This window comes from Nesterenkonia aethiopica (genome assembly GCF_039534665.1).
Lineage (GTDB): Bacteria > Actinomycetota > Actinomycetes > Actinomycetales > Micrococcaceae > Nesterenkonia > Nesterenkonia aethiopica.
Window position 1 is genome coordinate 1 of record NZ_BAAAVT010000006.1, and the last position, 26,819, is coordinate 26,819.

General features: G+C 68.4%; 20 protein-coding genes and 1 pseudogene. 11 read left to right on the plus strand and 10 right to left on the minus strand.

The features are described from left to right. Window positions 1-490 precede the first annotated feature (490 nt). Window positions 491-700 (minus strand): hypothetical protein, encoded by a 210-nt coding sequence (locus ABD658_RS05300; protein WP_344681111.1) that lies wholly within the window; start codon window positions 698-700, stop codon window positions 491-493. Window positions 701-978: 278 nt separating this feature from the next. After that, complete coding sequence (locus ABD658_RS05305; protein ID WP_344681113.1) at window positions 979-1,785, minus strand: IclR family transcriptional regulator; 807 nt, start codon at window positions 1,783-1,785, stop codon at window positions 979-981. Window positions 1,786-1,989: 204 nt separating this feature from the next. On the opposite strand from ABD658_RS05305, the gene ABD658_RS05310 reads away from it, so the two are divergent. The 3 genes from ABD658_RS05310 (at window position 1,990) to ABD658_RS05320 (ending at window position 5,714) form a co-directional block, all read left to right on the plus strand. After that, complete coding sequence (locus ABD658_RS05310) at window positions 1,990-3,465, plus strand: NAD-dependent malic enzyme (protein ID WP_344681115.1); 1,476 nt, start codon at window positions 1,990-1,992, stop codon at window positions 3,463-3,465. Further along, the gene (locus ABD658_RS05315) at window positions 3,462-4,757 is read left to right on the plus strand and encodes a DUF6986 family protein (RefSeq protein WP_344681117.1); all 1,296 of its coding nucleotides are present in this window, start codon (window positions 3,462-3,464) and stop codon (window positions 4,755-4,757) included. Before ABD658_RS05310 ends, ABD658_RS05315 begins: the two co-directional genes overlap by 4 nt. Before the next feature lie 135 nt (window positions 4,758-4,892). Continuing rightward, window positions 4,893-5,714, plus strand: coding sequence for a bifunctional allantoicase/(S)-ureidoglycine aminohydrolase (locus ABD658_RS05320; protein WP_344744034.1), 822 nt, complete (start codon window positions 4,893-4,895; stop codon window positions 5,712-5,714). A 250-nt stretch (window positions 5,715-5,964) separates the two neighbouring features. Here ABD658_RS05320 and ABD658_RS05325 read toward each other — a convergent pair whose 3' ends face one another. Then, entirely contained in the window at window positions 5,965-7,656 is a 1,692-nt protein-coding gene (locus tag ABD658_RS05325) for a nucleobase:cation symporter-2 family protein (protein ID WP_344681121.1), read from the minus strand. Between the two features lie 434 nt (window positions 7,657-8,090). Between ABD658_RS05325 and ABD658_RS05330 the strand changes: the two genes are divergently transcribed. The 5 genes and pseudogenes from ABD658_RS05330 to allB all read left to right on the plus strand — a co-directional run bounded on the left by ABD658_RS05330 (window position 8,091) and on the right by allB (window position 14,456). Next, window positions 8,091-8,927, plus strand: a complete 837-nt coding sequence (locus ABD658_RS05330) for a hydroxypyruvate isomerase family protein (RefSeq protein WP_344681123.1) — start codon at window positions 8,091-8,093, stop codon at window positions 8,925-8,927. Window positions 8,928-8,991: 64 nt separating this feature from the next. Further along, window positions 8,992-9,894, plus strand: a pseudogene (locus ABD658_RS05335) (2-hydroxy-3-oxopropionate reductase); the annotation flags it as partial. 172 nt (window positions 9,895-10,066) lie between these two features. Then, the gene (gene gcl / locus ABD658_RS05340; RefSeq protein WP_344681125.1) at window positions 10,067-11,848 is read left to right on the plus strand and encodes a glyoxylate carboligase; all 1,782 of its coding nucleotides are present in this window, start codon (window positions 10,067-10,069) and stop codon (window positions 11,846-11,848) included. A 5-nt stretch (window positions 11,849-11,853) separates the two neighbouring features. After that, window positions 11,854-13,095, plus strand: a complete 1,242-nt coding sequence (locus ABD658_RS05345; RefSeq protein WP_344681127.1) for a glycerate kinase — start codon at window positions 11,854-11,856, stop codon at window positions 13,093-13,095. A gap of 5 nt (window positions 13,096-13,100) precedes the next feature. Continuing rightward, a complete protein-coding gene (gene allB, locus ABD658_RS05350; RefSeq protein WP_344681129.1) occupies window positions 13,101-14,456 on the plus strand; it encodes an allantoinase AllB in 1,356 nt (451 codons plus the stop codon). Window positions 14,457-14,565: 109 nt separating this feature from the next. Here the strand turns inward: allB and bcp are convergent, their stop codons facing one another. The 5 genes from bcp to ABD658_RS05375 form a co-directional block, all read right to left on the minus strand. Beyond that, a complete protein-coding gene (gene bcp, locus ABD658_RS05355; protein ID WP_344681131.1) occupies window positions 14,566-15,030 on the minus strand; it encodes a thioredoxin-dependent thiol peroxidase in 465 nt (154 codons plus the stop codon). Between the two features lie 74 nt (window positions 15,031-15,104). Next, window positions 15,105-18,257, minus strand: coding sequence for a type I restriction endonuclease subunit R (locus ABD658_RS05360; RefSeq protein ID WP_344681133.1), 3,153 nt, complete (start codon window positions 18,255-18,257; stop codon window positions 15,105-15,107). Beyond that, the gene (locus ABD658_RS05365) at window positions 18,254-19,402 is read right to left on the minus strand and encodes an ATP-binding protein (RefSeq protein WP_344681135.1); all 1,149 of its coding nucleotides are present in this window, start codon (window positions 19,400-19,402) and stop codon (window positions 18,254-18,256) included. Before ABD658_RS05365 ends, ABD658_RS05360 begins: the two co-directional genes overlap by 4 nt. A 103-nt stretch (window positions 19,403-19,505) precedes the next feature. After that, window positions 19,506-20,789, minus strand: coding sequence for a restriction endonuclease subunit S (locus tag ABD658_RS05370; protein WP_344681137.1), 1,284 nt, complete (start codon window positions 20,787-20,789; stop codon window positions 19,506-19,508). Next, window positions 20,786-22,759, minus strand: coding sequence for a type I restriction-modification system subunit M (locus ABD658_RS05375; RefSeq protein ID WP_344681139.1), 1,974 nt, complete (start codon window positions 22,757-22,759; stop codon window positions 20,786-20,788). Before ABD658_RS05375 ends, ABD658_RS05370 begins: the two co-directional genes overlap by 4 nt. A 226-nt stretch (window positions 22,760-22,985) precedes the next feature. On the opposite strand from ABD658_RS05375, the gene ABD658_RS05380 reads away from it, so the two are divergent. From ABD658_RS05380 to ABD658_RS05390, 3 genes are all read left to right on the plus strand, one after another. Then, the gene (locus ABD658_RS05380; RefSeq protein ID WP_344681141.1) at window positions 22,986-23,645 is read left to right on the plus strand and encodes a hypothetical protein; all 660 of its coding nucleotides are present in this window, start codon (window positions 22,986-22,988) and stop codon (window positions 23,643-23,645) included. A 79-nt stretch (window positions 23,646-23,724) separates the two neighbouring features. After that, a complete protein-coding gene (locus tag ABD658_RS05385; protein WP_344681143.1) occupies window positions 23,725-24,192 on the plus strand; it encodes a hypothetical protein in 468 nt (155 codons plus the stop codon). Window positions 24,193-24,196: 4 nt separating this feature from the next. Then, on the plus strand, window positions 24,197-24,598 hold the full coding sequence (locus ABD658_RS05390) for a hypothetical protein (RefSeq protein WP_344681146.1): 402 nt from the start codon (window positions 24,197-24,199) through the stop codon (window positions 24,596-24,598). A gap of 29 nt (window positions 24,599-24,627) precedes the next feature. On the opposite strand, the gene ABD658_RS05395 is transcribed toward ABD658_RS05390, so the two are convergent. Next, window positions 24,628-25,959, minus strand: coding sequence for a DUF4032 domain-containing protein (locus tag ABD658_RS05395; protein WP_344681148.1), 1,332 nt, complete (start codon window positions 25,957-25,959; stop codon window positions 24,628-24,630). Next, window positions 25,956-26,813 carry a trehalose-phosphatase gene (gene otsB, locus ABD658_RS05400; protein ID WP_344681150.1) on the minus strand — a complete coding sequence of 286 codons (858 nt, stop codon included), beginning with the start codon at window positions 26,811-26,813 and terminating at the stop codon, window positions 25,956-25,958. Before otsB ends, ABD658_RS05395 begins: the two co-directional genes overlap by 4 nt. Between the last annotated feature and the right edge of the window lie 6 nt (window positions 26,814-26,819).

The window sequence follows — 26,819 nt, forward strand, 5'->3', positions numbered from 1 at the left end:
ACCCAGGCCTGGCGGAGGAAGCGATCGAGAAGTACCAGCTCTGTGATCCCAATGCTGGGACCTCTGGGTCCACAGGAGGCGATGCCTGAGCCCAGGATCGAGGGCATTCCCGAGGCGGGCCGCCGACACTGCGTGAGGCGCTCGTCAGGCATGAGTGAGGGCCGCCGTCCCGGCTGGGGCGGCGGCCCTCACTCATGGGCCCGGCAGGTGCTCGCTGAGCACCGCGGAGACGTGCTGCGGAGACATGCTGCGGTGCGGGGCTCTGCTCCCCAGGACGCGGCGGGACGTATCAGCGAGGTCTCGCTGGGAGGTCACGCGGTCCGAGTCCTGGGGAGCAGATCATCACGGGACGTGCAGTCCCCTGCTGCCCGCCCCTGGTCTGGCGGTCAGGGGCGGGGAGCAGCGGGTCGGAGGACACTGCTCCGACCCGCCCCTCGCCGAGCCTGAAGCCCGGGCTGACGGGCGGTGATGGCCGGCCGTCGAGGCGTTCTCAGCGACACTGCGGCAGTCGAGGGCCCACCCCGGGAATCCTGCAGATCAGCGGCAGGGCCTGGGTCGCGCGGGCGGGGATGAAGAAGTCCGGGTCGTCGCCGCCGCCGTCGAACGCGGGGGCCGCAGGCGGGACCGCGGAGGCCGCAACGCCGTCGTTCGGGGGCATCGTGGCGCCCGAGGGGGCGTCCTCAGCTGGGCGAGCACTCATCGTGAGCTCCTCTCCAAGGCTCCGAAATTCCAGTATATGGAACAAGAATTCCGCTTTATGACATCAGTATCGGTGCCACGTCCAGGAGAGTCAAGGGGTGCCGGCGGATCAGGTCGGGCGAAGCAGGGGATGTGGCAGCCGGCCGGGGCGCTGAAGAGAGGCGCGCCTGGGGGGGGCGTGCCTGAGGGGCATGCCGGGAGGGGGATGAGCGGCGTCGCGGAGTGCGGGGGCGCGTTGTTCGATCGAGCCGGGGCCGGGGCCGGGGCCGGCTGCCGGGATCAGGAGATCCGCAGCTCCTCGGAGATCTCCTGGGCCACGCGGCGCAGCAGCGGCACGGCGCGGTCGGCGAAGGCCTTGTCCACGCGACTGGTGGGGCCGGAGACGGAGATCGCCAGGGGAGTGGGGGCCTCCGGGACGGCCACGGCGAAGCAGCGCACGCCCAGCTCCTGCTCCTGTTCGTCCACGGAGTAGCCCTGGCGGCGGATGGCATCCAGCTCGCGCTCGAGATCCTCCAGCGTGGTGATGCTGTGCTCGGTGTGGCCGGGCATGCCGGCGGTGGTCACGATGCGCCGCGCCTGCTCGGGGTCGAGGGTCGCGAGGATGGCCTTGCCCACGCCGGTGTCGTGGGTGTGGGCGCGGCGGCCGACCTCGGTGAACATGCGCATCTGGTGCGGCGAGGGGACCTGGTCCACGTAGACCACCATGTCGCCGTCGAGGGTGGCCACATTCGCGCTCTCGCCCAGCTCCTCCACCAGGGTGCGCAGATGCGGACGGGCGACGGCGCCCAGCTGACGGCTGGCGAGGTCGCCCAGGCGGATCAGTCCGGGGCCGAGGGCGTAGCCTCGATCAGGGAGCTGCCGGACGATGCCGAGGCCGAGCAGCGTCTTCAGGAGGCGATGGATCGTGGGCATGGGCAGGTTCACTGCGGCGGCCAGCTCGCTCAGCGTGGTCTGGCCTCCCGAGGAGGCGATGAAGGACAGGAGGTCGAAGGTCCGCTCCACGGACTGGACGCCTCCGCGGGCAGGGCGACGCGCGCTCCGGTCCTGGTCGACGGCGTCCTGCGTGTCCGTGGGGTCAGTGCTCATGGCGTGCGGGCCTTCCATCTCGGGGGCAGTCCAGCTGCCTCGCAACGGCGTCCTGAGGGTCTCGCTCCCACGAGTGTAGTCGGATGTGGGGCTAATCAGGGGCGAGGTGGGCTGTGGTGGCCGGGGCGGTCGACGCACTGCCTCAAGTTCCGTATAGTAGATAATCAAGTCCGTATCGCGGAATACCTATCGAAAGGCAGGATCATGGCGACACCCAGTCCCGGGCATTCCATCACCTACCGTGTGGCGGCGCCCGCCAGCTTCTCCGCATCCACCGATCTCGCCGCGGTCATCGCCGACCACGGCGCGGCCCTGACGGCGCTCGACGTCATCGAGTCCACCCGCTCCGAGCTCGTGGTGGACGTCTCCTGCGACACTCGCGGCCCTGACCACGCCCAGGAGATCGAGCAGGCCCTGGCTGCGCTCGACGGCGTGGACGTCCGGAAGAGCTCCGACCGCACCTTCCTGCTGCACCTCGGCGGCAAGCTCGAGTCGACCCCCACGGTGACCCTGAAGAATCGCGACGACCTCTCGCGCGCCTACACCCCCGGGGTGGCGCGCGTCTGTCAGGCGATCGCCGAGAACCCCGAGGACGCGCGGCGACTGACCATCAAGCGCAACACGGTCGCCGTCGTCACCGACGGGTCCGCCGTGCTCGGACTGGGCAACATCGGCCCCGAAGCCTCCATGCCCGTCATGGAGGGCAAGGCCGTGCTGTTCAAGCAGTTCGCCGACGTCGACGCCTGGCCGGTGGCCCTGGACACTCAGGACACCGAGGAGATCATCGCCGTCTGCAAGGCGATCGCCCCGGCCTACGGAGGGATCAACCTGGAGGACATCTCCGCCCCCCGCTGCTTCGAGATCGAGGCCCGGCTGCGGGACGAGCTGGACATCCCGGTCTTCCACGACGACCAGCACGGCACCGCCATCGTCACCCTGGCGGCACTGACCAACGCCCTGAAGGTCGTGGAGAAGCAGCTGAGCGACGTGCGCATCGTGGTCTCCGGAGCCGGGGCGGCCGGACACGCCATCGTGAAGCTCCTGCTGGCCGCCGGAGCCCATGACGTCGTCGTCTGCGGCCGCAGCGGGGCGCTGACCTCGGCCCAGGAGCATGCCGACCCGCACCGCGCCTGGCTGGCCCAGCACACCAACCCGCGCGGCGTCACAGGGAGCCTCAAGGAGGCTGTGGTGGGTGCGGATGTGTTCATCGGCGTCTCCGCCCCCGATCTTCTGGATGAGGCCGACATCGCGGCCATGGCCGAGGGGTCGATCGTCTTCGCCATGTCCAACCCGGACCCGGAGGTGGACCCGGCCGCCGCGAGTCGCCATGCGGCCGTCATCGCCACCGGTCGCAGTGACTATCCGAACCAGATCAACAACGTGCTCGCCTTCCCTGGATTCTTCCGCGGCCTGCTCGATGCGCACTGCCACGACATCACCGACGAGATGCTGCGCGTGGCCGCCGAGGCCATTGCGGAGACCATCGCCGATGACGAGCTCAACGCCGGGCACATCATCCCCTCTGTCTTCGACCCGCGGGTGGCGACCAACGTCGCCGAGGCCGTCGCCGGCGTCGCCCGGCAGGAGGCCGGAAGCGCCGAAGGGTCTGCCGACACGGACGACGCCGCCCGGCGCAACGGCCGCACAGCCGCTCCGACCTCCGCGGAGGCCGCACGATGAGTCGCGGCCCCGTGCTCGGCGAGGAGCTGCTCGGCCGCGTCGACGCGCTCCTGGCCGACACCGATCAGATGCTCGAGAACCTGTACCCCGGTGACCGGGGCCGGCGGCAGCCCGTGCACACCGTCTACATCCCCGCCGACACCTGGGCTCCCGGGCTGCTCGCGGACTGGGGAGCGAAGGCGTTGGCCGCGGTCGAGGCGCACGGCGGCATGGAGCAGCTCGCCGAACGGGTCATCCGGCTCTCCGGCGCCGAACCCGGGGACGGCCTTGCCGGCGACGTCGCCGGCCTGGCCCGGGCCGTCACGGAGAAGCTGCGCCAGGACCCCATCGAGGACCTCCGCCTGGACTTCGAAGACGGCTTCGGCCTCCGCGACGACGCCGAGGAGGACCACTGGGCCCAGGAGGCCGCCCGGCGTGTGGCCCGAGGGCTGGACGAGAACGTCACGCCCGGTTGGATCGGCATCCGCTTCCGCTGCCTGGAGGCGGCGACCCGTCGCCGCGGCCTGCGGACCCTGGACCTGTTCCTCACAGAGCTCCACGACGCCGTCGGCGGGCTGCCGGAGGGACTCGTGCTGACCCTGCCCAAGGTGACCACCGCCGACCAGGTGCGTGCCATGGTGCTCGCCGTCGAGGAGCTGGAGAGGCAGCTCGGGATCGACGCCGGCCGGATCGGCTTCGAGATCCAGGTGGAGACCCCGCAGCTGATCCTCGGCCCCGACGGCACCGTTCCGCTGGCCGGCGCCGTCCACGCAGGGCAACGGCGGGTCACGTCCCTGCACTACGGGACCTACGACTACTCGGCCTCCCTGGGGATCGCCGCGGCGCACCAGTCCATGGACCACCCGGCCGCGGACTTCGCCAAGCAGCAGATGCTGCTGGCCGCCGCCGAGACCGGGGTCCACGTCTCCGACGGATCCACCAACATCCTCCCCCTGGGAGACCCGGACAGCGTGGTCGCCGCCTGGGACCTGCACGCCCGACTCGTGCGCCGCCACCTGCAGCGCGGCATCTATCAGGGTTGGGACCTCCACCCCCACCAGCTGCCGACCCGCTTCCTGGCGACCTTTCTGTTCTACCGGGAGGGGTTCGCCGATGCGGCGAGCCGGGTGCGCCGCTACGTGGGCGGAGAGTCCGGTGCCGTGCTGGACGAGCCGGCCACCGCCAAGGCGCTCGCAGGCTACCTGCAGCGCGGGCTGACCTGCGGCGCGGTCACCGAGGACGACGTCGTGGCCGCCACCGGACTCGACGCCGCCGGCCTGCGGCATCTCGCCCGTACCGGACGACCAGCCTGAGGGCTGACCGCGCACCCGTCCCTCGGCCGGAAGAGTCCGGCCGAGGGACGGGTGCGTGAGGCCCGATCGCGGGCCACGATGGACATGCACACCTTCGAGACCATGCACACCTTCGAGACGATGAGGAGCTCACCGATGACGACCAGCAGGACACCGTACTACGCGCCCCACGGCGGTCACCCTCCGCAGACCGACCTGCTCACCGACCGGGCGGTGGTCACCGAGGCCTACACGGTCATCCCCCGCGGAGTCCTGCGTGACATCGTCACCACCGTGCTCCCCGAGTGGCGGGACACCCGATCCTGGGTACTGAACCGCCCGGTGGCCGGCGGCGCGGTGACCTTCTCCCAGACCATCCTCGAGGTGGCCCCGGGCGGCGGCTCGGAGGCTCCGGAGCCGCAGTCCGAGGTGGAGGGCTTCCTGTTCCTCATGGAGGGCGAGGTCGAGGTGGTCATCGTTGGCGAGGCCCACCGCCTCACCCCGGGCGGATTCGCCTTCGTCCCGGCAGGCGAGCAGTGGTCCCTGCGCTCCGTGGGCGACGATGCCGCCCGCCTGCACTGGATCCGCAAGCGGCACCAGCCGCTGGAGGGCCACCGCCCGAAACCTGTGGTGGGACAGGAGCAGGACATCGAGCCCAGCCCCATGCCGGGCACCGAGGGCCGCTGGCGGACCACGCGGATGCTCGACCCGCAGGACCTCGCCTTTGACATGCACGTCAACATCGTGACCTTCGAGCCCGGCGCTTCCATCCCCTTCGCTGAGACCCACGAGATGGAGCATGGGCTCTATGTGCTCGAGGGCAAGGCCGTCTACCGGCTCAACGCCGACTGGGTGGAGGTGCAGGAAGGCGACTACATGTCTCTGCGTGCCTTCTGCCCCCAGGCCTGCTACGCGGGCGGGCCCGGCCCGTTCCGCTACCTGCTCTACAAGGACGTCAACCGGCAGGTGGAGCTCTGAGCGTCGGGCACTGAGGTCGGCGCGCTGAGCGCCGAGCAGAAGAGGGCCGCCGTGGTCGCAGACCGCGGCGGCCCTCTTCTGTGCTTCACATTGAACGAGTGTCCACGAATGACGGGATCTCGGCGTCCTGAGTGGCGTGTCCGAGGGCAGATGCCGGCATTCGTGGCCACTCGATCGGCAGTCGGGGCGGGCCGTCATCGGCTGCCCGCAGCGGGGCTCATCGAGTGCTCATCGAGGACTCATCGGGGAGTCAGTGTCCGCCTCGCCCGTTGTCCGCGACCACCTGGTCAGGTTCGGCCGCTCTCTCAGGCTCCGCATCGTCGTCGCCGGCTTCCGAGGACCCCTTCGGCGTTGCCTCCCGGGGGTCCCGGCCGTTGATGATCATCTGCACCTGGCTGGTGTCGGTGACCTCGCCTCGGTCGATGGCCTCCCGGACCTCCTCGACCTTCTCATCGGGCACCAGCGGGATCTCCTCGCCGTCGCAGTCGACGAACCTCCCATCGACGAACACGTCACCTTCCCGGAGGTCCCGCAGATCAGTGGGGGAGAGGATGCGCACCGGCTTGGCGGCGAACACCGACGGGTTCTCCGAGTTCCCGGCCTTGAGCTCGTTGAACAGGATGTTCAGCAGCACCGCCATGATGGCGGCCGATGAGATGCCGGAGTGGAAGATGGTCTGGAACCACGAGGGGAACGCGTGGTAGAAGTCCTCGCGCACCACCGGGATCATCGCGAATCCCAGGGAGGCGGAGACGATGATCAGGTTCATGTTGCCCTCGTAGGACACACCCTTCAGGTTGCGGATGCCCGAGCCGGCCACGGTGCCGAAGAGCACGATGCCCGCACCGCCGAGGACCGGCATCGGGATGGCCGCGATGACTTGGCCGAGGATCGGCAGGGCGCCCAGGGCGATCATGATGGCGCCTCCGCCGGCGACCACGTAGCGGCTGCGCACCCCGGTCAGGGCCACCAGGCCGACGTTCTGTGCGAAGGCCGACTGGGTGAAGGAGCCGAACAGCGGCGCCACGGCGGAGGACAGCATGTCGGCCCGCAGGCCGTCGGCGATGCGGCGGCGGTCCACCGGAGTGTCGATGATCTCGCCGATGGCGATGATGTCGGCCGCGGTCTCGGTCTTGATCACCAGGATCACGATGGTCATGGAGATGATCGCGGCGACGTCGAAGGTCGGCACGCCGAAGCCCATGAAGGAGGGCAGGGCGACCCAGGAGCCGCCGCCGACGTTCGAGAAGTCGGTCATGCCCAGGGCTGCGGCCGCGGCGGTGCCTGCGATCAGGCCCAACAGGATGGACAGCCGGGACAGGGTGGCGGAGCCGACCTTGGAGAACAGCAGGATGATCGCCAGGGTCAGGAAGGCCAGGCCGATGTTGGCCAGTGAGCCGTAGTCGTCGGTGCTCGAGTCACCGCCCATCGCCCAGTTGGCGGCCACCGGGATAAGGGTCAGCCCGATGGCGGTGATCACGGTGCCGGTGACCACCGGAGGGAAGAAGCGGATGATCCGCGCGAAGAACGGCGCCAGGATGAAGCCGATGATGCTGGCGCCGATGATGGCGCCGAAGACCGTGTTGAGGTCGCCGCCGGGTCCGGTGAGGATCGCCAGCATGGTGGCGACGGCGGCGAAGGACACGCCCTGCACGATCGGCAGCTTGGATCCTAGGAAGGGGAGGCCCACGGACTGCAGGATCGTGGCCAGACCGCCGATGAAGAGGCTGGCCGTGACCAGCAGGGCGGTCTGCTCTCCGGGCAGGCCTGCGGCGCTGCCGATGATGAGCGGGACGGCGATGATTCCGCCGTACATGGTCAGCACGTGCTGCAGGCCGAAGGTCATCAGCTTGCCGACGGGCAGCCATTCGTCCTCGGGCCGGTCAGATCCAGCAGGGAGGGTGCGGCGCTTCTGCGAGCCGGCACCAGTCGTCTTCGACATGGTCGAGGTCACCTCATTCTGCCGCGGGCGGGGCCTGCGCACCCAGGGGCGGGAGAGTGCGAGGTCGGGGTGCGGGGAGAAGACTGGCCCTCCCCGTGCGGCCCGTGCCCAGTGCGGCTTTGGGTATGCAACGGATTTCGGTATGCGGTAGTTAGCTTCCGCATCGTGAACGAGTGTAACGCCGCTCACAGGTCCTCCGTCAAGAGTGTGAAGCGGATCAGTCGCGATGTCCATTTGGTAGACCATCGTCTCGCCAGGTCAGGCGTCGATTCGCATCGTCGGTGATTCTCTCGTTGACGCGGGGGCCTCGGTCGCCCTAGTCTGTTTCCACAAGATGGATTCAATCTTCCGCAATCCGAAAGTTGACGGGTTCGAGCGGGAGGCGATCCGGACCGAGCCGTCCACACCGAGCCGTCCACATCGAGGAGGACCCCATGACCAGCGCATTCGCCCACCGCACGCCGACGTCCTACGTGCTGAATTGTTCCACCCTGCTCTCCGAGCTGCCCGTCCTCGAGCGCGCCGCCGCCGCGGCCGCCCACGGTTTCGCCCACGTTGAGTTCTGGTGGCCCTTCGACGGACAGCCCGCGCCGAGCCCCGAGGAGGTCGACGGCTTTGTCGCCTCCCTGGATGAGGCCGGCGTGTCCCTGACCGGGCTGAACTTCTGGGCGGGGAACATGGCGGGCGGCGACCGTGGCATGGTCTCCGTCATCGGCCGGCAGGACGAATTCCGCCGCAACGTGGAGATCACCGCGGAGATCGGCCGCCGCACCGGCTGCCGCGCCTTCAACGCCCTCTACGGCCTTCGGCAGGACGGGCAGGACGCCGAGGCGCAGGACGCCCTGGCCGTGGAGAACCTCGTCCACGCCGCCCGGGCCGTGGAGACCATCGGCGGCATCGTGCTCGTCGAGCCGGTCTCCGGTGCCGAGGGCTACCCGCTGAAGACTGCCGCGGACGCGCTCGCCGTCGTCGAGAGGGTCCACGCCGCCGGGGCCGCCAACGTGGCGCTGCTGGCGGACTTCTACCACCTGGCCGTCAACGGCGACGACGTCGCCGCCGTGATCGAGGCCCACGCCGCCTCCTTCGGCCACATCCAGATCGCCGACGCCCCCGGCCGCGGCGCCCCCGGCACGGGCGAGCTGCCGCTGGAGGCCTGGATCGACCGCAGCCGCGAGCTCGGCTACACCGGCCCGATCGCCCTCGAGTACAAGCAGGAGACCGAGACGGCCTTCGACTGGCTCGACGCCGCACCGGTCGACGTCGCCCGCTGAGCCGGGCCCGCGGCAGACACCCCACACCACACGGCCGGGCCGAGTCCCGCCGGACAGGAAGGACACACCACTCATGAGTACGAAGATCGCTTTCATCGGCCTGGGGATCATGGGTCTCCCCATGGCGAAGAACCTCGTCAGCGCCGGCCACCAGGTGACGGGCTACAACCGCTCCCCGGAGAAGGCCGAGCGGCTCGCCCTGGCTGGAGGCGCCGCCGCGTCCTCGGTGGCGGAGGCCGTGCGCGGTGCCGAGGTCATCATCACCATGGTGCCCGACTCCCCGGACGTGGAGGCCGTGATGCTCGACGAGGACGGAGTCCTCGCCCACGCCGAGCCCGGCGCCACCTGGATCGACCACTCGACCATCCGTCCCGACGTCGCCGTGCAGGTGGCTCAGAAGGCCCGCGAGGCGGGGCTCAAGCCCCTGGACGCTCCCGTCTCCGGCGGTGAGCAGGGCGCCATCGACGGCGCGCTGTCCATCATGGTCGGCGGTGAGCAGACAGACTTCGAGGCCGTTCAGGACGTCTTCGAGGGCGTGGGCAAGACGATCGTGCTCGTGGGGCCGGCCGGCTCCGGGCAGACCGTCAAGGCCGCCAACCAGCTGATCGTGGCCGGCAACATCGGGCTGCTGGCCGAGGCCGTCCTCTTCCTGGAGGCCTACGGCGTGGACACCGGCTCCGCCCTGCAGGTCCTCGGCGGAGGTCTGGCCGGCTCCAAGGTGCTGGACCAGAAGGGGCAGAAGATGCTGGACCGCTCCTTCGACCCGGGCTTCCGGCTCGAACTGCACCACAAGGACATGGGGATCGTCACCTCCGCCGCCCGAGAGGCCGGCGTCGTGATCCCCCTGGCCTCCACCGTGGCCCAGCTGATCGCCTCCACCGTCCAGCGGGGCGACGGCGGTCTGGACCACTCCGGCCTGTTCACGGTCCTGGAGGACCTCGGCGGCCGCAACGGCACCACCTCCTGACTCCCGCTGGCTGCTCACCTCCCTGCTGAGCAGCAGCACGGCCTGGACAGCAGCACGGCCTGGACAGCAGCACAGACTGAGCAGCAGCACAGCTGAGCCAGGCCGTCCCTCACCGGCGGACCGCACCGCGGAACGTCGCCCACCAGACACGAGACCTTGAAGGAGCAGCATCATGACCACGATGCGCGCTGTCGACGCCGTCGCCCTGATCCTGGAGAAGGAGGGGGCCACCGAGGCCTTCGGCCTGCCCGGGGCGGCGATCAACCCGCTCTACTCCGCCCTGAAGGCCCACGGAGGGATCCGGCACACGCTGGCCCGCCACGTGGAGGGCGCCTCCCACATGGCCGACGGGTACACCCGTGCCGCGCCCGGCAACATCGGCGTCTGCCTGGGCACCTCGGGCCCGGCCGGGACGGACATGATCACCGGCCTCTACGCCGCCCAGGCGGACTCCCAGCCGATCCTGTGCATCACCGGCCAGGCGCCGGTGGCGGTCCTGGACAAGGAGGACTTCCAGGCGGTGGACATCTCCTCCATCGCCGCGCCGCTGACCAAGATGGCCAAGACGGTGCTGGAGGCCGCCCAGGTCCCCGGCACGTTCCAGAAGGCGTTCCAGCTGATGCGCTCCTCGCGTCCCGGGCCGGTGCTGATCGACCTGCCGCTGGACGTCCAGCAGACGGAGATCGAGTTCGACATCGAGACCTATGAGCCGCTGCCGGTGGTCAAGCCGGCGGCCACGCGGGCTCAGGCGGACCGGGTGCTGGACATGATCGCCGCCTCGGAGCACCCGATCATCGTCGCCGGCGGCGGGGTCATCAACGCCGACGCCGCGGACAGGCTGGTGGAGCTGGCCGAGCTGCTGGACATCCCGGTCTCGCCCACGCTCATGGCCTGGGGTGCGATCCCGGACGACCACCCGCTGATGTCCGGGATGGTCGGGATCCAGACGCACACCCGATACGGCAACGCGAACTTCCTGGAGTCGGACCTGGTGATCGGCATCGGCAACCGGTGGGCGAACCGCCACACCGGTGCGCTGGACACCTACCGCAAGGGTCGGCGCTTCGTGCACATCGACATCGAGCCCACCCAGATCGGGCGGGTGTTCCCGCCGGACTACAGCATCGTCTCCGACGCCGGCGCGGCCCTGGAGGCCCTGCTGGAGGCGGCCCGCGCCCGGAAGGACGCCCTGCCGGACTTCGCCGAATGGGCCCGCGACTGTGCGGCCCGCAAGGGGACCCTGCACCGCAAGACCAATTTCACCGAGAAGCCGATCAAGCCGCAGCGGGTCTATCAGGAGATGAACTCGGCCTTCGGTCGGGACGTCACCTATGTGACCACGATCGGGCTGAGCCAGATCGCCGGTGCGCAGATGCTGCACGCCTACCACCCGCGCGCCTGGATCAACGCCGGTCAGGCCGGACCGCTGGGGTGGACCGGTCCGGCGGCGCTCGGCGTGGCCCGCGCCCTGCCGGACACCACCGTCGTCGCGCTCTCCGGCGACTACGACTTCCAGTTCATGATCGAGGAGCTGGCCGTCGGCGCCCAGCACCGGCTGCCCTATGTCCACGTGGTGGTCAACAACTCCTACCTGGGCCTGATCCGCCAGTCGCAGCGACCCTTCGACATGGACTACGAGGTCTCCCTGGCCTTCGACAACATCAACGCCACCGGCGAGTCTGCCGGCTACGGAGTCGACCACGTGGCGGTGGCCGAGGGGCTGGGCTGCAAGGCCATCCGTGTGGAGGACCCGGAGCAGATAGGCGACGCCCTGCGGGACGCGGTCGCCCAGGCCGAGGAGCACCGTGTCCCAGTGGTCGTCGAGGTCATCCTCGAACGCGTCACGAACATCGCCATGGGTCCCGCGCTGGATGCGATCAACGAGTTCGAGCCGCTGGCCGAGTGCCCGGAGGACGCCCCTACGGCGCTGACGGCGCTCGCCGCCTCGGAGTGAGATCCATGGCGAGCACCGCTGCCGGGCCACGGACGTCCACCGTGGTGATCGCCCCGGACACCTTCAAGGGGTCACTCGGGGCCGGTGAGGTGGCCCAGGCGCTGGCCTCCGGCATCCGCCGGACCGCCCCGGGGACCCGCGTGGTGGAGGTGCCCATGGCCGACGGCGGCGAAGGCACCCTGGATGCGGCGGCCGCCGGCTGGGAGATCGAGGCCCACTGGGTCACCGGGCCGGACGGCCGTCCGACCCGGGCCCAGCTGGGTCTGCGGACCGACGACGGCGGCACGACCGCCGCCGTCGTCGAACTCGCCGAGGCCTCCGGGCTCCATGACATGGGGCCCGGGGCGGACCCGATGCGGGCCACCAGCCGGGGGACCGGGGAGCTGCTGCGCGCGGCTCTGGACCGCGGGGCCGATGAGGTCGTCCTGGCGCTGGGCGGCAGCGCCTGCACCGACGGCGGGGCCGGCATGCTCTCCGCACTGGGCGTCCGACTGCTGGACCGGGCCGGCCGACGCATCCCCGAGGGAGCCGCGGGGCTGAGCGGCCTGGACTCCGCGGACCTGCGGGAGCTGGATCCGCGGATCGCCCAGACCCGGATCGTCATCGCCGCCGATGTGGATTCACCGCTGACGGGGCCGCAGGGGGCCGCTGAGGTGTTCGGCCCGCAGAAGGGCCTCGACGAGCAGCAGGTCCGCTGGGCCTCGCTCGCGCTGCAGCGGGCCGTGCCGGTGCTGGCCGAGGCGGCGTACCGCAGCAGCGGGCCCACCTGGTCCGATCATGTGGTCCGTGCCGCCGACCAGCCCGGGGCCGGCGCGGCCGGCGGGGTGGGCTTCGCCGCCCTGGCGCTGCTTGGGGCGGAGCGGCGCCCCGGCGTCGAGGTCGTCATGGAGCTGGTGGACCTGGAGGCACGGATGGCCGGGGCGGACCTGGTCATCACCGGTGAGGGCAGCCTGGACACGCAGTCGCTGGCCGGCAAGGTGCCGGTGGGGGTGGCGCGCGTCTCAGCTCGGCATGGTATACCGGTGGTGGCGGTCTGCGGACGCAGTCTCCTGGACCGGGATCAGTGGGCGGCCGCCGGGATCGACCACGTCTGGGCTCTGCGGGACCTGGCGGGCAGCGACCAGGAGTCCATCCGTCGGGCCCCGGCGCTGCTGCAGGAGGTCGGAGGCCGGATCGGGCAGGAGCTCGCGGCGCGTTCGCGGCAGAGGCAGCTGATGGCAGGGCCCGCGGGGCCCGGAGAGGAATGAGGACCATGGCACATGAACTGGTGGTCACAGCGTCCCGGGCGCTGCTGCCTGCGGGATGGCAGGCCGTGGAGATCGGCGTCGACGACGGCGCGATCACCCGCATCGCCCCGGCCGGGACGGGGCTCCAGGGGCTCCGGACGGTGGAGGTTCCGGAGGATCAGGTGCTGCTGCCCGGTCTGGTGGACTCCCATGTCCACGTCAACGAGCCCGGCCGCACCGAGTGGGAGGGATTCGCCTCGGCGACCCGCGCGGCCGCAGCAGGTGGAGTGACCACGATCGTGGACATGCCGCTGAACTCCATCCCGCCGACGGTCGACCCGGAGGCGCTTCAGGTCAAGCGGGCCGCCGCTGAGGTGGCCGCCCACGTGGACATCGGCTTCTGGGGTGGGGCGATCCCCGGCAACGGTGAGCAGCTGCGCCCGCTGCACGAGCAGGGCGTCTTCGGCTTCAAGTGCTTCCTGGAGGACTCCGGTGTGGAGGAGTTCCCGCCGCTGGAGCCGGCCGAGATGGAGGCCGACATGACCATCCTCGCCGAGCTGGGATCGATGATGATCGTCCACGCCGAGGACCATGGCACGCTGCTCCAGGCGCCGCAGGCCTCCGGCCGCAAGTATGAGGACTTCCTGCGCTCCCGGCCGCGGGAGGCGGAGAACGTGGCGATCCGGGCGGTCATCGATGCCGCCCGCCGCACCGGGGCTCGCGCCCACATCCTGCACCTGTCCTCGGCCGACGCCCTGCCGGAGATCCGCGCGGCCCGGGCTGAGGGTCTCCGTCTGAGCGTGGAGACCTGCCCGCACTACCTGGTGCTGGCCGCCGAGGAGATCGTCGACGGCGCCACCACACATAAGTGCTGCCCGCCGATCCGCGAGGCCGCGAACCGGGATCTGCTGTGGGAGGCCCTGGCGGACGGCACCATCGACTGCGTGGTCTCGGACCATTCGCCGTCGACCGCGGAGCTGAAGCTGCTCGACACCGGGGACTTCGGGGCCGCCTGGGGCGGGATCTCCTCGCTGCAGCTGGGCCTGCCGCTGGTGTGGAGCGAGGCCAGGGCCCGCGGACTGGAGCTGTCCCAGGTGGTGGGCTGGATGTCTTCCGGCCCGGCCGACCAGGTGGGTCTGCAGGACAAGGGGCGCATCGCCGAGGGGGCGAGCGCGGACCTGGTGGTCTTCGCCCCGGAGAAGTCCTGGAGCGTGGAGGCTGAGCGCCTGTGGCACCGCAACAAGGTCAGCGCCTATGACGGCCGTGAGCTGGTCGGCGTCGTGGAGGTCACGCTGCTGCGCGGTCAGGAGATCGACTTCGAGACCCCGCGGGGACGGCTCATCAGCCGGACCGAGGCCGCGGCTCCGCAGCCGCAGAGCTGAGGTCGTCCGCCGCACGGCGACGCCGCGGGCCCCGACCAGATCTGGTCGGGGCCCGCCGTCGTCTGCGTCTGATGCGGCGCGGAGCGCGGACGGCGCTCAGGCGCCGAGCTCAGACTCCCAGGGTGCGGCGCAGCTCGGCCACATGCCCGTCAGCGGCGACCTCGTAGGCTGCGTGGCTCAGGGTGCCCTCGGGGTCGATGACGAAGGTGGAGCGCAGGGTGCCCTCCACCGTGCGGTCTCCGAGGTTCTTGGTGCCGTAGGTCCCGTAGGCGCGGGCGGTGGCCTGGTCGACGTCGGAGAGCAGCGGGAAGGTCAGCTGCTGGTCCTCGGCGAAGCGGCGCAGCGCCTCCGGCGCATCGGGGGAGACCCCGACGACGGCGTAGCCGGCCGCCTGCAGGGAGGCCAGGTTGTCCCGGAAGTCGCAGGCTTCGGTGGTGCAGCCCGGGGTGGCGGCCTTGGGGTAGAAGTAGACGATGAGGTGCTGCCCGGCAAAGTCGGCGGTGCTGACCTGGTTGCCGTCGGCGTCGGACAGGGTGAAGGCGGGGGCCGGCTGGCCCACCTGAAGGCGTGTCATGAGGTCTCCTCGAGAGGGGTCAGGGACTCCGCCAGTGTATCGCTATGCGGAATCTAATATCCATTATGTGGATGTCAAGTGGAGGAGTGGGTCGCCTTCTGGTGGATGTGCTCGTAGAGCCCGAAGTCCATCAGCGCGTGGACGAGGTCCGCGGTGCTCATCTCACGGATGGCCTTCATGACGTCCTGGCTGCTCGACTCGTGCGACCAGACGGCGTCCTCGACCGTGCGGTGCAGGGTGGGGGAGACCTGGAAGTCCTCTCGAGTGTTGTGCCGGGCCTGGTCGTGGAGGCGGTCGTCCTTACTGGTCTCGCGGATGAGCGCCTGGATTCCTTGGACCTTGTATTCGTCGTCGACGTCGAGGTCGCCGAAGTAGCGGTTGATCTTCTCGACGATGGTGTCCCAGTCGGCACGCTTGGTCTCGTCGCTGCGCGTGATGCCGGCCTCGGTCATGCCGCGTAGGCCTTCGGCGCCGCCGTCGTGGAGGCGCATGTCCTCTTCACGCAGCTTCTCCAGCCGGTAGTGCGTCAGGACGACGTCCTCGACGTCCACATAGTCCGGGTCGGCGTCCTCCTCAGTGAAGTTGGCCAGCTTACGGGCCAGCATCTCCCCGTAGGTCGAAAGCTTCTCGTACATCTCGTCGCCGTAGTGGAGGATCTGGCTGAAGAACGCGTATGTCTTGGTGTACTGGACCAGGGTCTTGCGAAACTCTCGCAGGGTCTCGAGCCTCTCCGAGTCCTCGGCGAGCACGGTCTGTCTCCACTGGTGGGCGAACCGGTCCACCGCAGGATCCAGCGCGGCGGAGAGTCGGCTGTGTGCCTGGGCCAGGTGCTGGGTGTCCCGCCAGACGCTCCAGAAGTGCTCCACCTCGGAGCGGGTGATGATGCCGGCGTTCTCCAGCTTCTGCTTCAGGTCGGCCACCAGGTCCGGGTCGGACTCGGTGACGATCTGCGCGTCCTCGTAGTACTCCTGGAAGGCCGCCTGGATCTGCTCGGCCTCATTGACGAAGTCCAGAATGTACGTGTTGTACTTGCCCCGCGCCTGCCTGTTCAGACGCGAGAGCGTCTGGACCGCGGAGATCCCGGAGAGCTTCTTGTCCACGTACATGCCCACCAGCAGCGGCTCGTCGAACCCGGTCTGGTACTTATTGGCCACGATCAGCACATGCTGGTCGGGCTGGCGGAACACGACGGCGAGGTCGCGGCCACGCAGGTCCGGGTTCTCGGAGGTCTCGGTCACAGTGGGCCGATCGAAGCCGGGCACGTCGGGTGCGTCCGGGTCCTCCACCTCACCGGAGAACGCCGCCAGGGCCTTCAAGTCCAGGTCCTGTTCCTCGACGGCCCGCTGGAACGCCCGGTGGTAGGCGACGGCCGCTTGGCGGGACGCGGTGACCACCATGGCTTTGGCGCGCCCGCCGAGTTCGGGGCGGACGGTGTGCTGGAAGTGTCGGATGATCTCGTGGACCTTGGAGCTGACGTTGGTCGGGTGCAGCTCCACCTGCCCGATCACTGCCCGGGTGGCGCGGCGGACATCGATCTCCTCGCCGGTCTCCTCGCCGTCCCGGGCGATGCGCGCAGCGACGTCGTAGGAGGTGTAGTTCTTCAGGACGTCCAGGATGAACTTCTCCTGGATGGCCTGCTTCATGGAGTACAGGTCGAAGGGCTGGAGTTCGCCGTGTTTGTCTCGGCGGCCGAAGAGCTCCAGGGTCTTGGCCTTCGGGGTGGCGGTGAAGGCGAAGAAGCTGATCCGCTGGTCCTCGTCGGTGCGGGCGGCCATCAGGTTCAGGGCGTCCTGGTCGTCGTCGAGGGGTTCCTGGGCTTGGTCGGACTGCTGAGCCTGTTCCGCCTGCTGCGCCTCGCGCTCCTGGTTGCGGTAGAGGAGTTCCTTCAGCGCGTCGGAGGCGGCTCCGGTCTGGGAGGAGTGGGCCTCATCGGCGACGACGGCGAAGCGCCTCCCGGCCAGGGTTCCGCCGTCTTCGCGCATCTTTGCCAGCGCGTGGGGGAAGGTCTGCAGGGTCAGCCCGATGATGGGGACCTCCGCGGCGAGTGCGTCCAGGAACTGGGTGGTCTTGGAGCCTTCCGAGCCGCGGGTGATGGGTTGGAACTTGCCGGTGACGTGGGTGAGCTGGTCGACGGCGTCCTGGAGCTGGCTGTCGAGGATCTGCCGGTCGGAGATGACGATGATGGCGTCGAAGACCTTCTGTCCGTCGGCGTGCTGCAGGTCGGCCAGCCGGTGGGCGGTCCAGGCGATGGAGTCAGTCTTGCCGGAGCCCGCGGAGTGCTGGATGAGGTACTTGTGCCCGGGGCCCTCCTCTCGGGCGGCCTGGGTGAGCCGGGTGACGGCTCGCCACTGGTGGTAGCGAGGGAAGCGCAGCTGGCGCTTCTCCTGGACCTCCCCGGTGACCGGGTCGGTGCGGGTCTCGTGGTTGATGTAGATGAACTTGGTGAGGATGGTCAGCCAGGTGTCACGGTCCAGCACCTCCTCCCACAGGTAGCTGGTGCGGTGTTTGCCTTGGCGCGGAGGGTTGCCCTTGCCGTTGTCATGCCCGGTGTCGAAGGGCAGGAAGAAGGTCTCCTCCCCGGCGAGGGCGGTGGTCATGGCCACGTTCTCTTCAGCGACGGCGAAGTGCACCAACGCGCCCCGGAAGGGGGTGAGCAGGGGCTCGCCCTGGGGCTTGCGGTCCTGCCGGTACTGCTTCTTCGCCTCCTCCAGCGGCTGGCTGAAGGAGCTCTTGGTCTCGATGGTGGCCACGGGGATGCCGTTGAGGAACAGCACCAGGTCGATGCGGTCCTGCTTCCGCGCTGAGTAGCGGACTTCGCGCACCACGCGGAGGCGGTTCTGGCCGTAGCGTCGGGTGGCCTGCGGGTTGAGGTCGGTGGAGACGGGCGCCTGCAGCAGCCTGAGGCGCCGGGCGCCGGGGATGTCGACGCCGCCACGGAGGGTCTTCAGGGTGCCGCCGCCCTGGTCCTCGCTGGTCGCCAGGACTTTGGCCACGCGGTCGAGGATGCGGCGCTGGCCGCGTTCGCGGACGGCGGCGTCGGCCTCAGGCGGGACGAGGCGGGCGTAGTTGTCCGGGTCGGTGTCCTCGAGCCAGCCGAGCAGGTCCTCGGGCCAGAGGGCTCGCTCGACGTCGTACCCGTGGGCCTCAGGGGAGTGGAGCCACCCGTGCTGGGCGAGGTGCTCGGCGATCTCCCGCTGGAAGGTGTCCTCATGGTGGATCTGGCTCATGGCAGCTCCTGGATCGAGTCGAGGGCGATGAGCTGCTCGAATGGGAGCACGCTCACCTGGTCTGTCAGTCGGTAGCGGCGCGTGCCGGGGTAGATGACCCACAGGTGGTCGAGGTCGAGGTCTTGGGAGGCTGAGCGCATGGACGTGGAGAGCCGGGGCGCGTCGGCACGTTTGATCTCGAATCCGAGGCGGCGGGGGCCGTCCAGCAGCAGGTCGAGCTCGGCGCCACCTTTGGTGCGCCAGAAGTAGGGCTGGAACTCTGCGGAGCGGCGCAGCACCTCGTCGATCACGAAACCCTCCCAGGAGGAGCCGACGCTGGGGTGCCGCAGCAGCGAGGGGTGATCGGGGACGTTCCCCCAGAGTGCGTGGAGCAGGCCGGTGTCGCGGAGGTACGTGCGCGGTGTGCGGACCAGGCGCTTGCCGTGGTTGGTGTGCCAGGGCGGAAGCGAGCGGATCAGCAGGGCGTCGCGGAGGCCGTCGAGGTACTTCCGGACGGTGGACTCGCCGATGTCGAGGTTTCCCGCGATGGAAGCGGCGTTGATGGGCCCTCCGTGCTGGTGGGAGAGCAGCCCGAGGAAACGTGTGATCGTGGACGCGGGTAGGGAGAAGCCGAACTCGGCGAGGTCCCGGTTGGCCAGGGTGCGCAGGTAGGAGCGCCGCCAGTCCAGGGAGTCCTCGTCTGTGTCGGCGAGCAGGGACCTCGGGTAGCCGCCTCGCAGCCAGACGGCCTCCGGGTCTTCTGCGTCAGCAGGGCCGAGCCCGGGGAGTTCGATGATCTCGATCCTGCCGGCCAGGGATTCTGAGGATTGACGCAGTGCTTCCGGGGAGGCGCTGCCGAGGACGAGGAAGGTGGCTGGGGTGTCGTCGCGGTCCGCGAGGACGCGCAGCACGGGGAACAGCTCTGGGTGCCGCTGCACTTCGTCGATGACAACGGTTCCGGTGAGGTCTTCCAGGGCCAGCATCGGCTGCTCCAGTCGAGCGAGATCTACCGGGTTCTCCAGGTCGAAGTAGTTCTCAGAGCCAGGGGCGACGACGGTGCGGGCCAGTGTGGTCTTGCCGACTTGGCGTGCGCCTACGAGGAGGACCACTGGGGCGCGGCGCAGGGCGCGGTGGAGCGCAGCTTCTGCGTGGGGGCGTTGCTCCATGATGCGATGCTACCTGGCAAATCCGCACGTGTCATGCGGATTTGCCAGGTAGGTGTGTGAGGGATTGACGAGCTCGTGGGGACGATGGGAGGGCTGGCACTGCTCAGTGCAGCTGTTTGACCTCGTCTTCGAGCTGTTCGGCGACCGGCCGGTGCTTCTGCGTGACGTCGATCTGGCCTGTGACCGCGGCGGAGATGAGCGCGGCCCGGCGCTCGCGGGCGAGGCCGATGGCGCGCTTGGAGTCTGCCATGGCATCTGCCATGTTCCGGAGATCCTTGTGAACGATCGCGGTGATGCGCTTCTGTTCTGCGAGGGGTCTCCAGGGAAGGCGGAAGGCCTTGACTGTTTTAGAGTTTGTCGACGCGAGGTTCGTTGACTGCCGGGCCGTTTCGTCGAAGTACCGGCGAGCTCGATCAGACTCCAGAGCCAGTACCAAGAACTCAGGGCTCAAGGTCGGTCCGCATCGGAACGAGAAGATGTGGTTCTGGTGGAGGGCGTTCGGGATCTCTCCTCTCCACAGGGCGCCTCGGCCGAGTTTGTCTCGGTCGCCGCCTTCAGTCATGAGAATGTCCCCGGGCTGTAGTCGATTCCGCTCGGCTATGTCGGTCGGGACTGGAATGCGCGCTACGTCGTTGAGATCGACATGGTCTGTTTGGACGTTTGCGACTCTGAGATACGGGTACTCGTTCAACTCCCCCGAGTAGCGCGCCCCGAGAGTCAAGCCCGACCTCAAGCTGCCGAGGTGCTTGAGCGCTACGAGCTCAAAGGTGCCAGCTTCGAGGCTGGAGTGAATCGCGGCTGCGCGGCGCTCCTCGAGCCAGGCGAGCAGAGCTTGGTGGTCGGTGATGAAGGCGTCGATCTCGGCGGTCTCGTGGTCGAGGTAGTCGGCGATGGTTTGCGCCCGACGCACGGGCGGCACAGCCACGGGAAGCCTGCCGAATGCATCCGGATCCAGGTCCCACTGATTCGGGCGCACACCTGAAGAAATGCTGCCGAAGGCTTGGCGGTAGACGTCGGATCGGAACACGTAGTGGAAGTACCGCACCGGGTGCTCGCTGATCGGGCGGTATACGAAATATGCCGGGCTGATGATTCCGGAGTAACCACTGATACCCACAGACCCTTGCCAGGCCTTCATCTTATTGACGACGAGGTCCCCTGGATTGACCTGCTGATAGTTGCTCAGATCATCGGATGCTCGATTGAAATTGTCGTCCCGGCTATCCTTGGGAACGATGCCGTAGTCGCGGTACAACGACAGCAGCGTTTGCGACCCCGAACTGACTGTCTTGGCTCTTGAGAACAGGTGCTTCAACGGTACGACCCTGGCACGCGTCAGATTCGCAGACCGCCGGACAGTCTCGTCAAGTGAGTTGATGGCGTTCATGACTTCACCTGCTCCAGACGTGCGCGGATCCGGCCGAGGACCTCATCGAGGTCGCGGTCGATTTCTTCGAGCGGTCGCGGCGGCACGTACTCGTAGAAGTGCCGGGTGAAGGGGATCTCGGTGCCGATCTTCGTCTTCGAGTCATCCACCCAGGCGTCCGGGACGAACGGCTTGACCTCCCGCTCCAGATACTCCTCGATGTCCTCATCCCACGGCACGTTCTCCGTATCGCGCAGCGCGGTGTTCGGCTCAGGTGAGTCGTCACGCTTGGTGACCAGTTCGCCGTCGTCGTCATGTTCACTGAGCTCGGCCAACAGAGCCTTCAGCTCGGCAGGCTTCAGCGTCACACCTGCCTCGTCACAACGCTTCTTCAGGTCCTGGCGGAACTCCTCACGATTCGTGGAGACGTGCCCGTTCCACCCGGCGGACGCCTTCTCCAGCGCGCCGCCCAGCGCGGCCTGGGCGTCGTCGTCGAGCTTGGCGAACATCTTGGAGGCCCGTGCCCGCTCCACGCGGTCGGCCGAGTAGGCGTAGTTCAGCCGCAGGGGCCGCTCCACCGTGATGGTCCGGTAGAAGAAGTCCTCATTCCGGAAGATCTTGGAGTGCTTGGACTCCTCGAACGCCTGATAGAGCTGCGCGATGCGCGCGATGTCCTCAGCGCCGAGCATCTTGCGCTTCGAGCCCACCGACTTGCGCATCTTGGTGAACATCTCCGTGGCGTCGATCAGCTGAACCGTGCCGCGGCGGGCCGCCGGCTTCTCCTTGTTCAGCAGCCACACGTACGTGGAGATGCCCGTGTTGTAGAACATGTCCGTCGGCAGGCCCACGATGGCCTCCAGATAGTCGTTCTCCAGCACCCACTGGCGGATGCTCGACTCCCCGGAGCCCGCCCCGCCGGTGAACAGCGGAGAGCCGTTGAGTACGATCGCACCCCGGCCGCCCACGTTCTGCGCCTCGCCACCGGGCTCCCGCAGCTTGGAGAGCAGGTGCATCAGGAACAGCAGGGAACCGTCCGAGACGCGGGGGAGCCCCGGACCGAACCGCCCCGAGTATCCCTGCACCTCATGCTCGGTCTGCACCCGGGAGCGGTACTGCTTCCAGTCCACGCCGAACGGCGGATTCGAGAGCCCATAGTGGAAGGTGCGTCCCTTGAAGGCCGGCTCGGTGAGAGTGTTCCCCAGGACGATGTTGCCGATGTCCTGGCCCTTGACCACCATGTCCGCCTTGCAAATGGCGTAGGAGGCCGGGTTGATCTCCTGGCCCAGCAGGTTCACCGAGGCGTCCGGATTGATGGCCTTGATCTTGTCATCAGCCACAGAGAGCATCCCGCCGGTGCCGGCCGTGGGGTCATAGACCTCACGGACCACGCCCGGAGTGTGGAGGTTCTCCTCGTCATTGAGCAGCAGAGTGACCATCAGCTCGATGACCTCGCGCGGCGTGAAATGCTCACCGGCGGTTTCATTGGAGGCCTCCGCGAACTTGCGGATCAGCTCCTCGAAGATATGGCCCATCTGCTCATTGCTGACCCGCTCCGGATGCAGGTCCACCTGGGAGAAGTGCTGCAGCACCTGCAGCAGCAGATCGTGCCGGGCCAGCTCGATGATCGTGTCCTCGAGCTTGTACTGCTCGAAGATGTCCCGCACGTTGGCGGAGAACCCGTTCACATAGCCGCGCAGGTTCTCCTCGATGTTGTCCGCATCGCCGCGCAGCGTCTTCAGCGTGTGCCGGGAGCGATTGAAGAAGCTGTAGTGGTGACCTGCCCGGACCCGCAGCATGCCCAGCGGCGGCTCGGCGTCCTCGTCGAAGCCCTCCGAGGCTGCCAGCACGGCATCCTTGGTGGGCGCGAGCACCGCATCCAGGCGGGCCAGCACGGTGAACGGGAGGATGATGTCCCCATACTGGTGCTGCTTATAGGTGCCGCGGAGGATGTCCGCGGCCTGCCAGATGAACTGGGCGTGGTTGAGCGACACTCGAGGGCCTTCCGTGATGGGCGGGGCAACTGCTGGCCAGCGTACTGGATTGCGGTATCAACTCTGGAGTTGCATCGGGCTGACCAGGGTCTATGAACGGCCAGCACTTCGCTGGGGTGGAGCGAGCCATCCTCCTCCGTGAAGCTCGCTGGGGCGATGTGTGACCTGTGGTGTCAGTGTTGTCGTCCATCATGAAAGGGCAACGCCGCAAGAGAGGGGACGCAGAATGCCTCATAGGGTCGACGACAACGATCTCGCTGCCGCACGTGCGGTCAGAGAGGTGATCACGGCCGTCGCTGTGCACCGCGACGCCCAGCGCGCCGGCGTATTGGTCGCCGAGCACCTGGACACCTTTGGCGTTGCGCTTGTCCGCTCAGCTTCCGCCTTCATTGCTCACCACACAACGAATCGTGCGACTCCAGAGCTCGCCACGGATCGGTTTCACTATCTGCTGACACGTATCGGAGGCCTGATTGAGCTCGCAGCCGACATGGATGATCTCGAGCCTGAGGAAATGACGGTGGTCATCGTCGAGCACTTCGAGGCGTCGGTGAGTGATGAATCGGAGCGACAAGCCTTCCAAGCTGCGCAGACCTGCCTGGTCGCCCAGATGCTGATTCGGCGTGGTCGCCCACCGTGGGGCATTCAGAGGTCGCTCGACCTTGAGGACATGCTGGTTCTGAACACTGCTCTCGCTGAAATACTCGTGCTGGTCTCCTGCTCGTTGACTGAGGAAGCTCTTGGCGACGTATTCGTGGTGCTGCTGAAGGAAGCGCAGTACATCTTGGCTCGGCAGGCACAAGCTCGTGGCTGGACGGTGGAGAAGCTCATTGAGAACTACTTCCTGGCGCTCTCCGCGGGGGAGGTCGAGGTGCGGCAGGCCTGAGCGGTCGATCACACGTGGCCGCATGGCACTATCTGTGTCATGATCGTATCCACGATCTTAGCAAGAAGGAGGCGAGATCATGAGTGTTGCAGCTGAACACATCTACCAATCCTCGGACTTGGCCGGCAGCAACCGTAAAGCCTTCATCGCTGACGCACTCCGTTCCAAGGCTCGGTTGCGCAGTACTGACGGTGAATCGTTGGTCATGCTCCGTGAGGCTCGTCTCGAGCACGTGGCGGCGATTCGTCATTACGCCGTGGCGTACTTGACCCTGGATACGGCGCTGCGGCGACCGAGGGAAGACCGACGCGCCAGTGACTTCGGACCCTGGGCATTCCTTGAAGTCTTTGATGATGCAGATATCGAAGAGTTCCGGCAGGAGATCAACGACGCCATCGTCCGTGCCGCATCCGGCGATAATCACGACGCGGTGGAAGCGTTGCTGCACCAGTGGCAGATGAGTGCGGAGACGCTGTCAGATCCCGTCGCCCGCGACATCCTGGACGGCGAGACGACGGACGAAGACTGGGTCGAGCTCGACGGCTGAGCCGATGACTGAAAATCCGCAGCCGAAGGCGTACCGACCGTTCGTGGCCGCCCGCTACCCGGCATCGGGTCAGCCCGTTGAGAAGCCGGTGTGGAGGGTGATAGTGCATCGTAAGCACGTCGACGCGTGGAACCGCATCCTCGATCTCTGCGGTGAGAGCAACGCGCAGGAACTGTGGCAGCACCTCACCACGAGGCCGGATCAGCAGCCGCTGTTAGGAACCGTGACTCCGATGAAAGGCAGGCGGTATGGCCCCACCGCGGACGGCATGTCGAGGGTCTACCACTACGAGGTCACGGGCGCCGCACGTGTCGACTACCGATTCAATCCGAACTACAGGACCTCAGTTGACGGAGATCCCCACAGGATCGTCCAGATCATCAGCATCTCGCTCGGAAGCCATTGAGACGGTGATCGTCCGGTGGGGCCGCCCCCTCACTCCGGGTCGGCCGCCCAGACGGCGTCGTCCTCTCCGGTGAAGCTGATGCCGTCGTCGTCCTCGTCGTCGCGCTCTCCGCGTTCCAGCTGCTCGATCACATCGGTGGGCGGGTTGATCATCAGCACCGCCTCGTCCCGGTAGCCGCGCAGCTCCTCCTCGATGAAGCTGGGCAGCGCATCGGCCAGCTCTACGTCTCGGCCCTCCCGCTCGGAGAGCTTCCAGCGGTGGTCGATCAGCTGGTGCATCAGCTCGGCCGGCTCCAGCTTGTCCCGCAGCTCCCGGGGGATCTGGGCGATCAGCGGCTGGAACACCTGCTGGGTCCACATATGGGCCGCCACCGCCTCATCACCGTGCGGGTCGGTCTGCGCCCGGTAGGCGTCGATCGCGCCGAGCAGCCGCCGGGCCTGGTTCTCCTGCACGTCCAGGCCGGTGAGGTTCATCAGCCGTCGCTGGTGGTGCCCGGGGTCCACCACCTTGGGGCGCAGCAGCAGCTTGCCGTCCGCGCTGGCCGAGCGAATGTCGTACTCCTCGACGTCGAAGCCCAGCTCGTTGAGCCGGCGGATCCGCTCCTCGATCAGCCACTGCTGGTCCGGGTTGAAGGCGGTGTCCCCGGTGAGCTCGCTCCACAGGCCCCGGTAGGAGTCGATGAACTGGTGGCTGGTGGCGATGGGATCGACCTCCTCGTCCACCATGCCGCCCTCCATGAGGTCCATCAGCTCCCCGGCGATGTTCACCTGGGCCAGCTCGAGGTCGTACTCGCGCTGCCCGGTGGAGAGCTCGGGGTGGATCTCCCCGGTCTCGGCGTCCACCAGGTAGGCGGCGAACTGGCCGGCATCGCGACGGAACAGGGTGTTCGACAAGGAGACGTCGCCCCAGTAGAAGCCGATCAGGTGCAGCTCCACCATCAGCAGCGCCTGGGCGTCGATCAGTCGGTGCAGGGTCTCCTTGCGCATCATCTGGTTGAACACCGCCCGATACGGCAGCGAGAACCGCAGGTGCCGGGTGATCAGCGCCGGGGACAGCGCAGTGCCGTCCTCCCGGGTGCGACCGGTCACCTCGGCCACCGGCTTCACGCACGGCGCGCCCAACCGGCCCAGCCGGCGCAGCATCCGGTACTCGTGCCGGGCGGCCCGCTCCGAGGTCTCCTTGATGGCGATGATCGACCCGCCCAGATGGGCGAAGCGCACGATGTGCCGGGAGATGCCTCGCGGCAGCGCGGCGATCACGTCCTCCGGCCACTCCACCAGCGGCAGATGCCACGGCAGGTCCAGCAGCTCCTGCGGGATGGTGCCGGAGGCGGTCAGGCTCAGGCCTGGGACTGGATTCACTGCTGCTCCTTCTCTGCGGCCGGGGCCCCTGCGGCTCCGGCCCGCTCGCGGGCGTCTGCGATCACGGTCAGCACATCGGCCAGCTGGGGCGGAGCCCCGATCCTGTGGTCGGCGCGGGTCTCACCCTCGCCCACCTTCACCCCGACGTCGGCACCGGCCAGCACCGCGAAGCCGAACTCGTCGGTGACGTCGTCGCCGGCGAAGAACACCGCATCCGGGGACACCAGCTCGCGCAGCTCGGTGATGCCCTCGCCCTTGGTCGCCTGCACGACCACCGCCTCCAGTACCGCTTTGCCCTCCTTCGGGTGCACCTCGTCCAGGGCGGCGACGGCGGCGCGAGCCTCGGCGAGCACCTGCTCGGCCTCCGCGGCGTCGGGCACCTTGCGCACATGCATGGCCGCCCCGGCGGGCTTGTGCTCCACCCAGGCGCCGTCGGTGCCGGCTGCGATGGTCTCGAAGACCTTCAGTAGGCGGGTCCGTGCGGCCTCCTGCTTCGAGGTCAGGACCAGCTGCGCATCCTCCTCGGCCAGGTCCGCCACATCCCGTTCGGCGCCGTGGGAACCGATCAGCAGGGTTCCCGACGGCGGCGCGGCGATCTCCCGCAGCGTGTCCAGTCCGCGCCCGGAGACATAGGCGACCCGCACCCCGTCGAACTCCGAGAGGCGCTGGACCGCCTCCGCGTTGGCCGGCACCGGCCGGGCATCGTCAGCGTCGGGGACCAGCTCGGCCACACAGCCGTCGAAGTCCAGGCACACCAGGATCTTCGGCAGCGCGGCGAAGCGCCGCAGGGCGGCCACCAGGTCACCGTCCAGCGCCGTCACGGAGGCGTCCCGTGGAGCGTGATCTGTGGTCATGGCTCG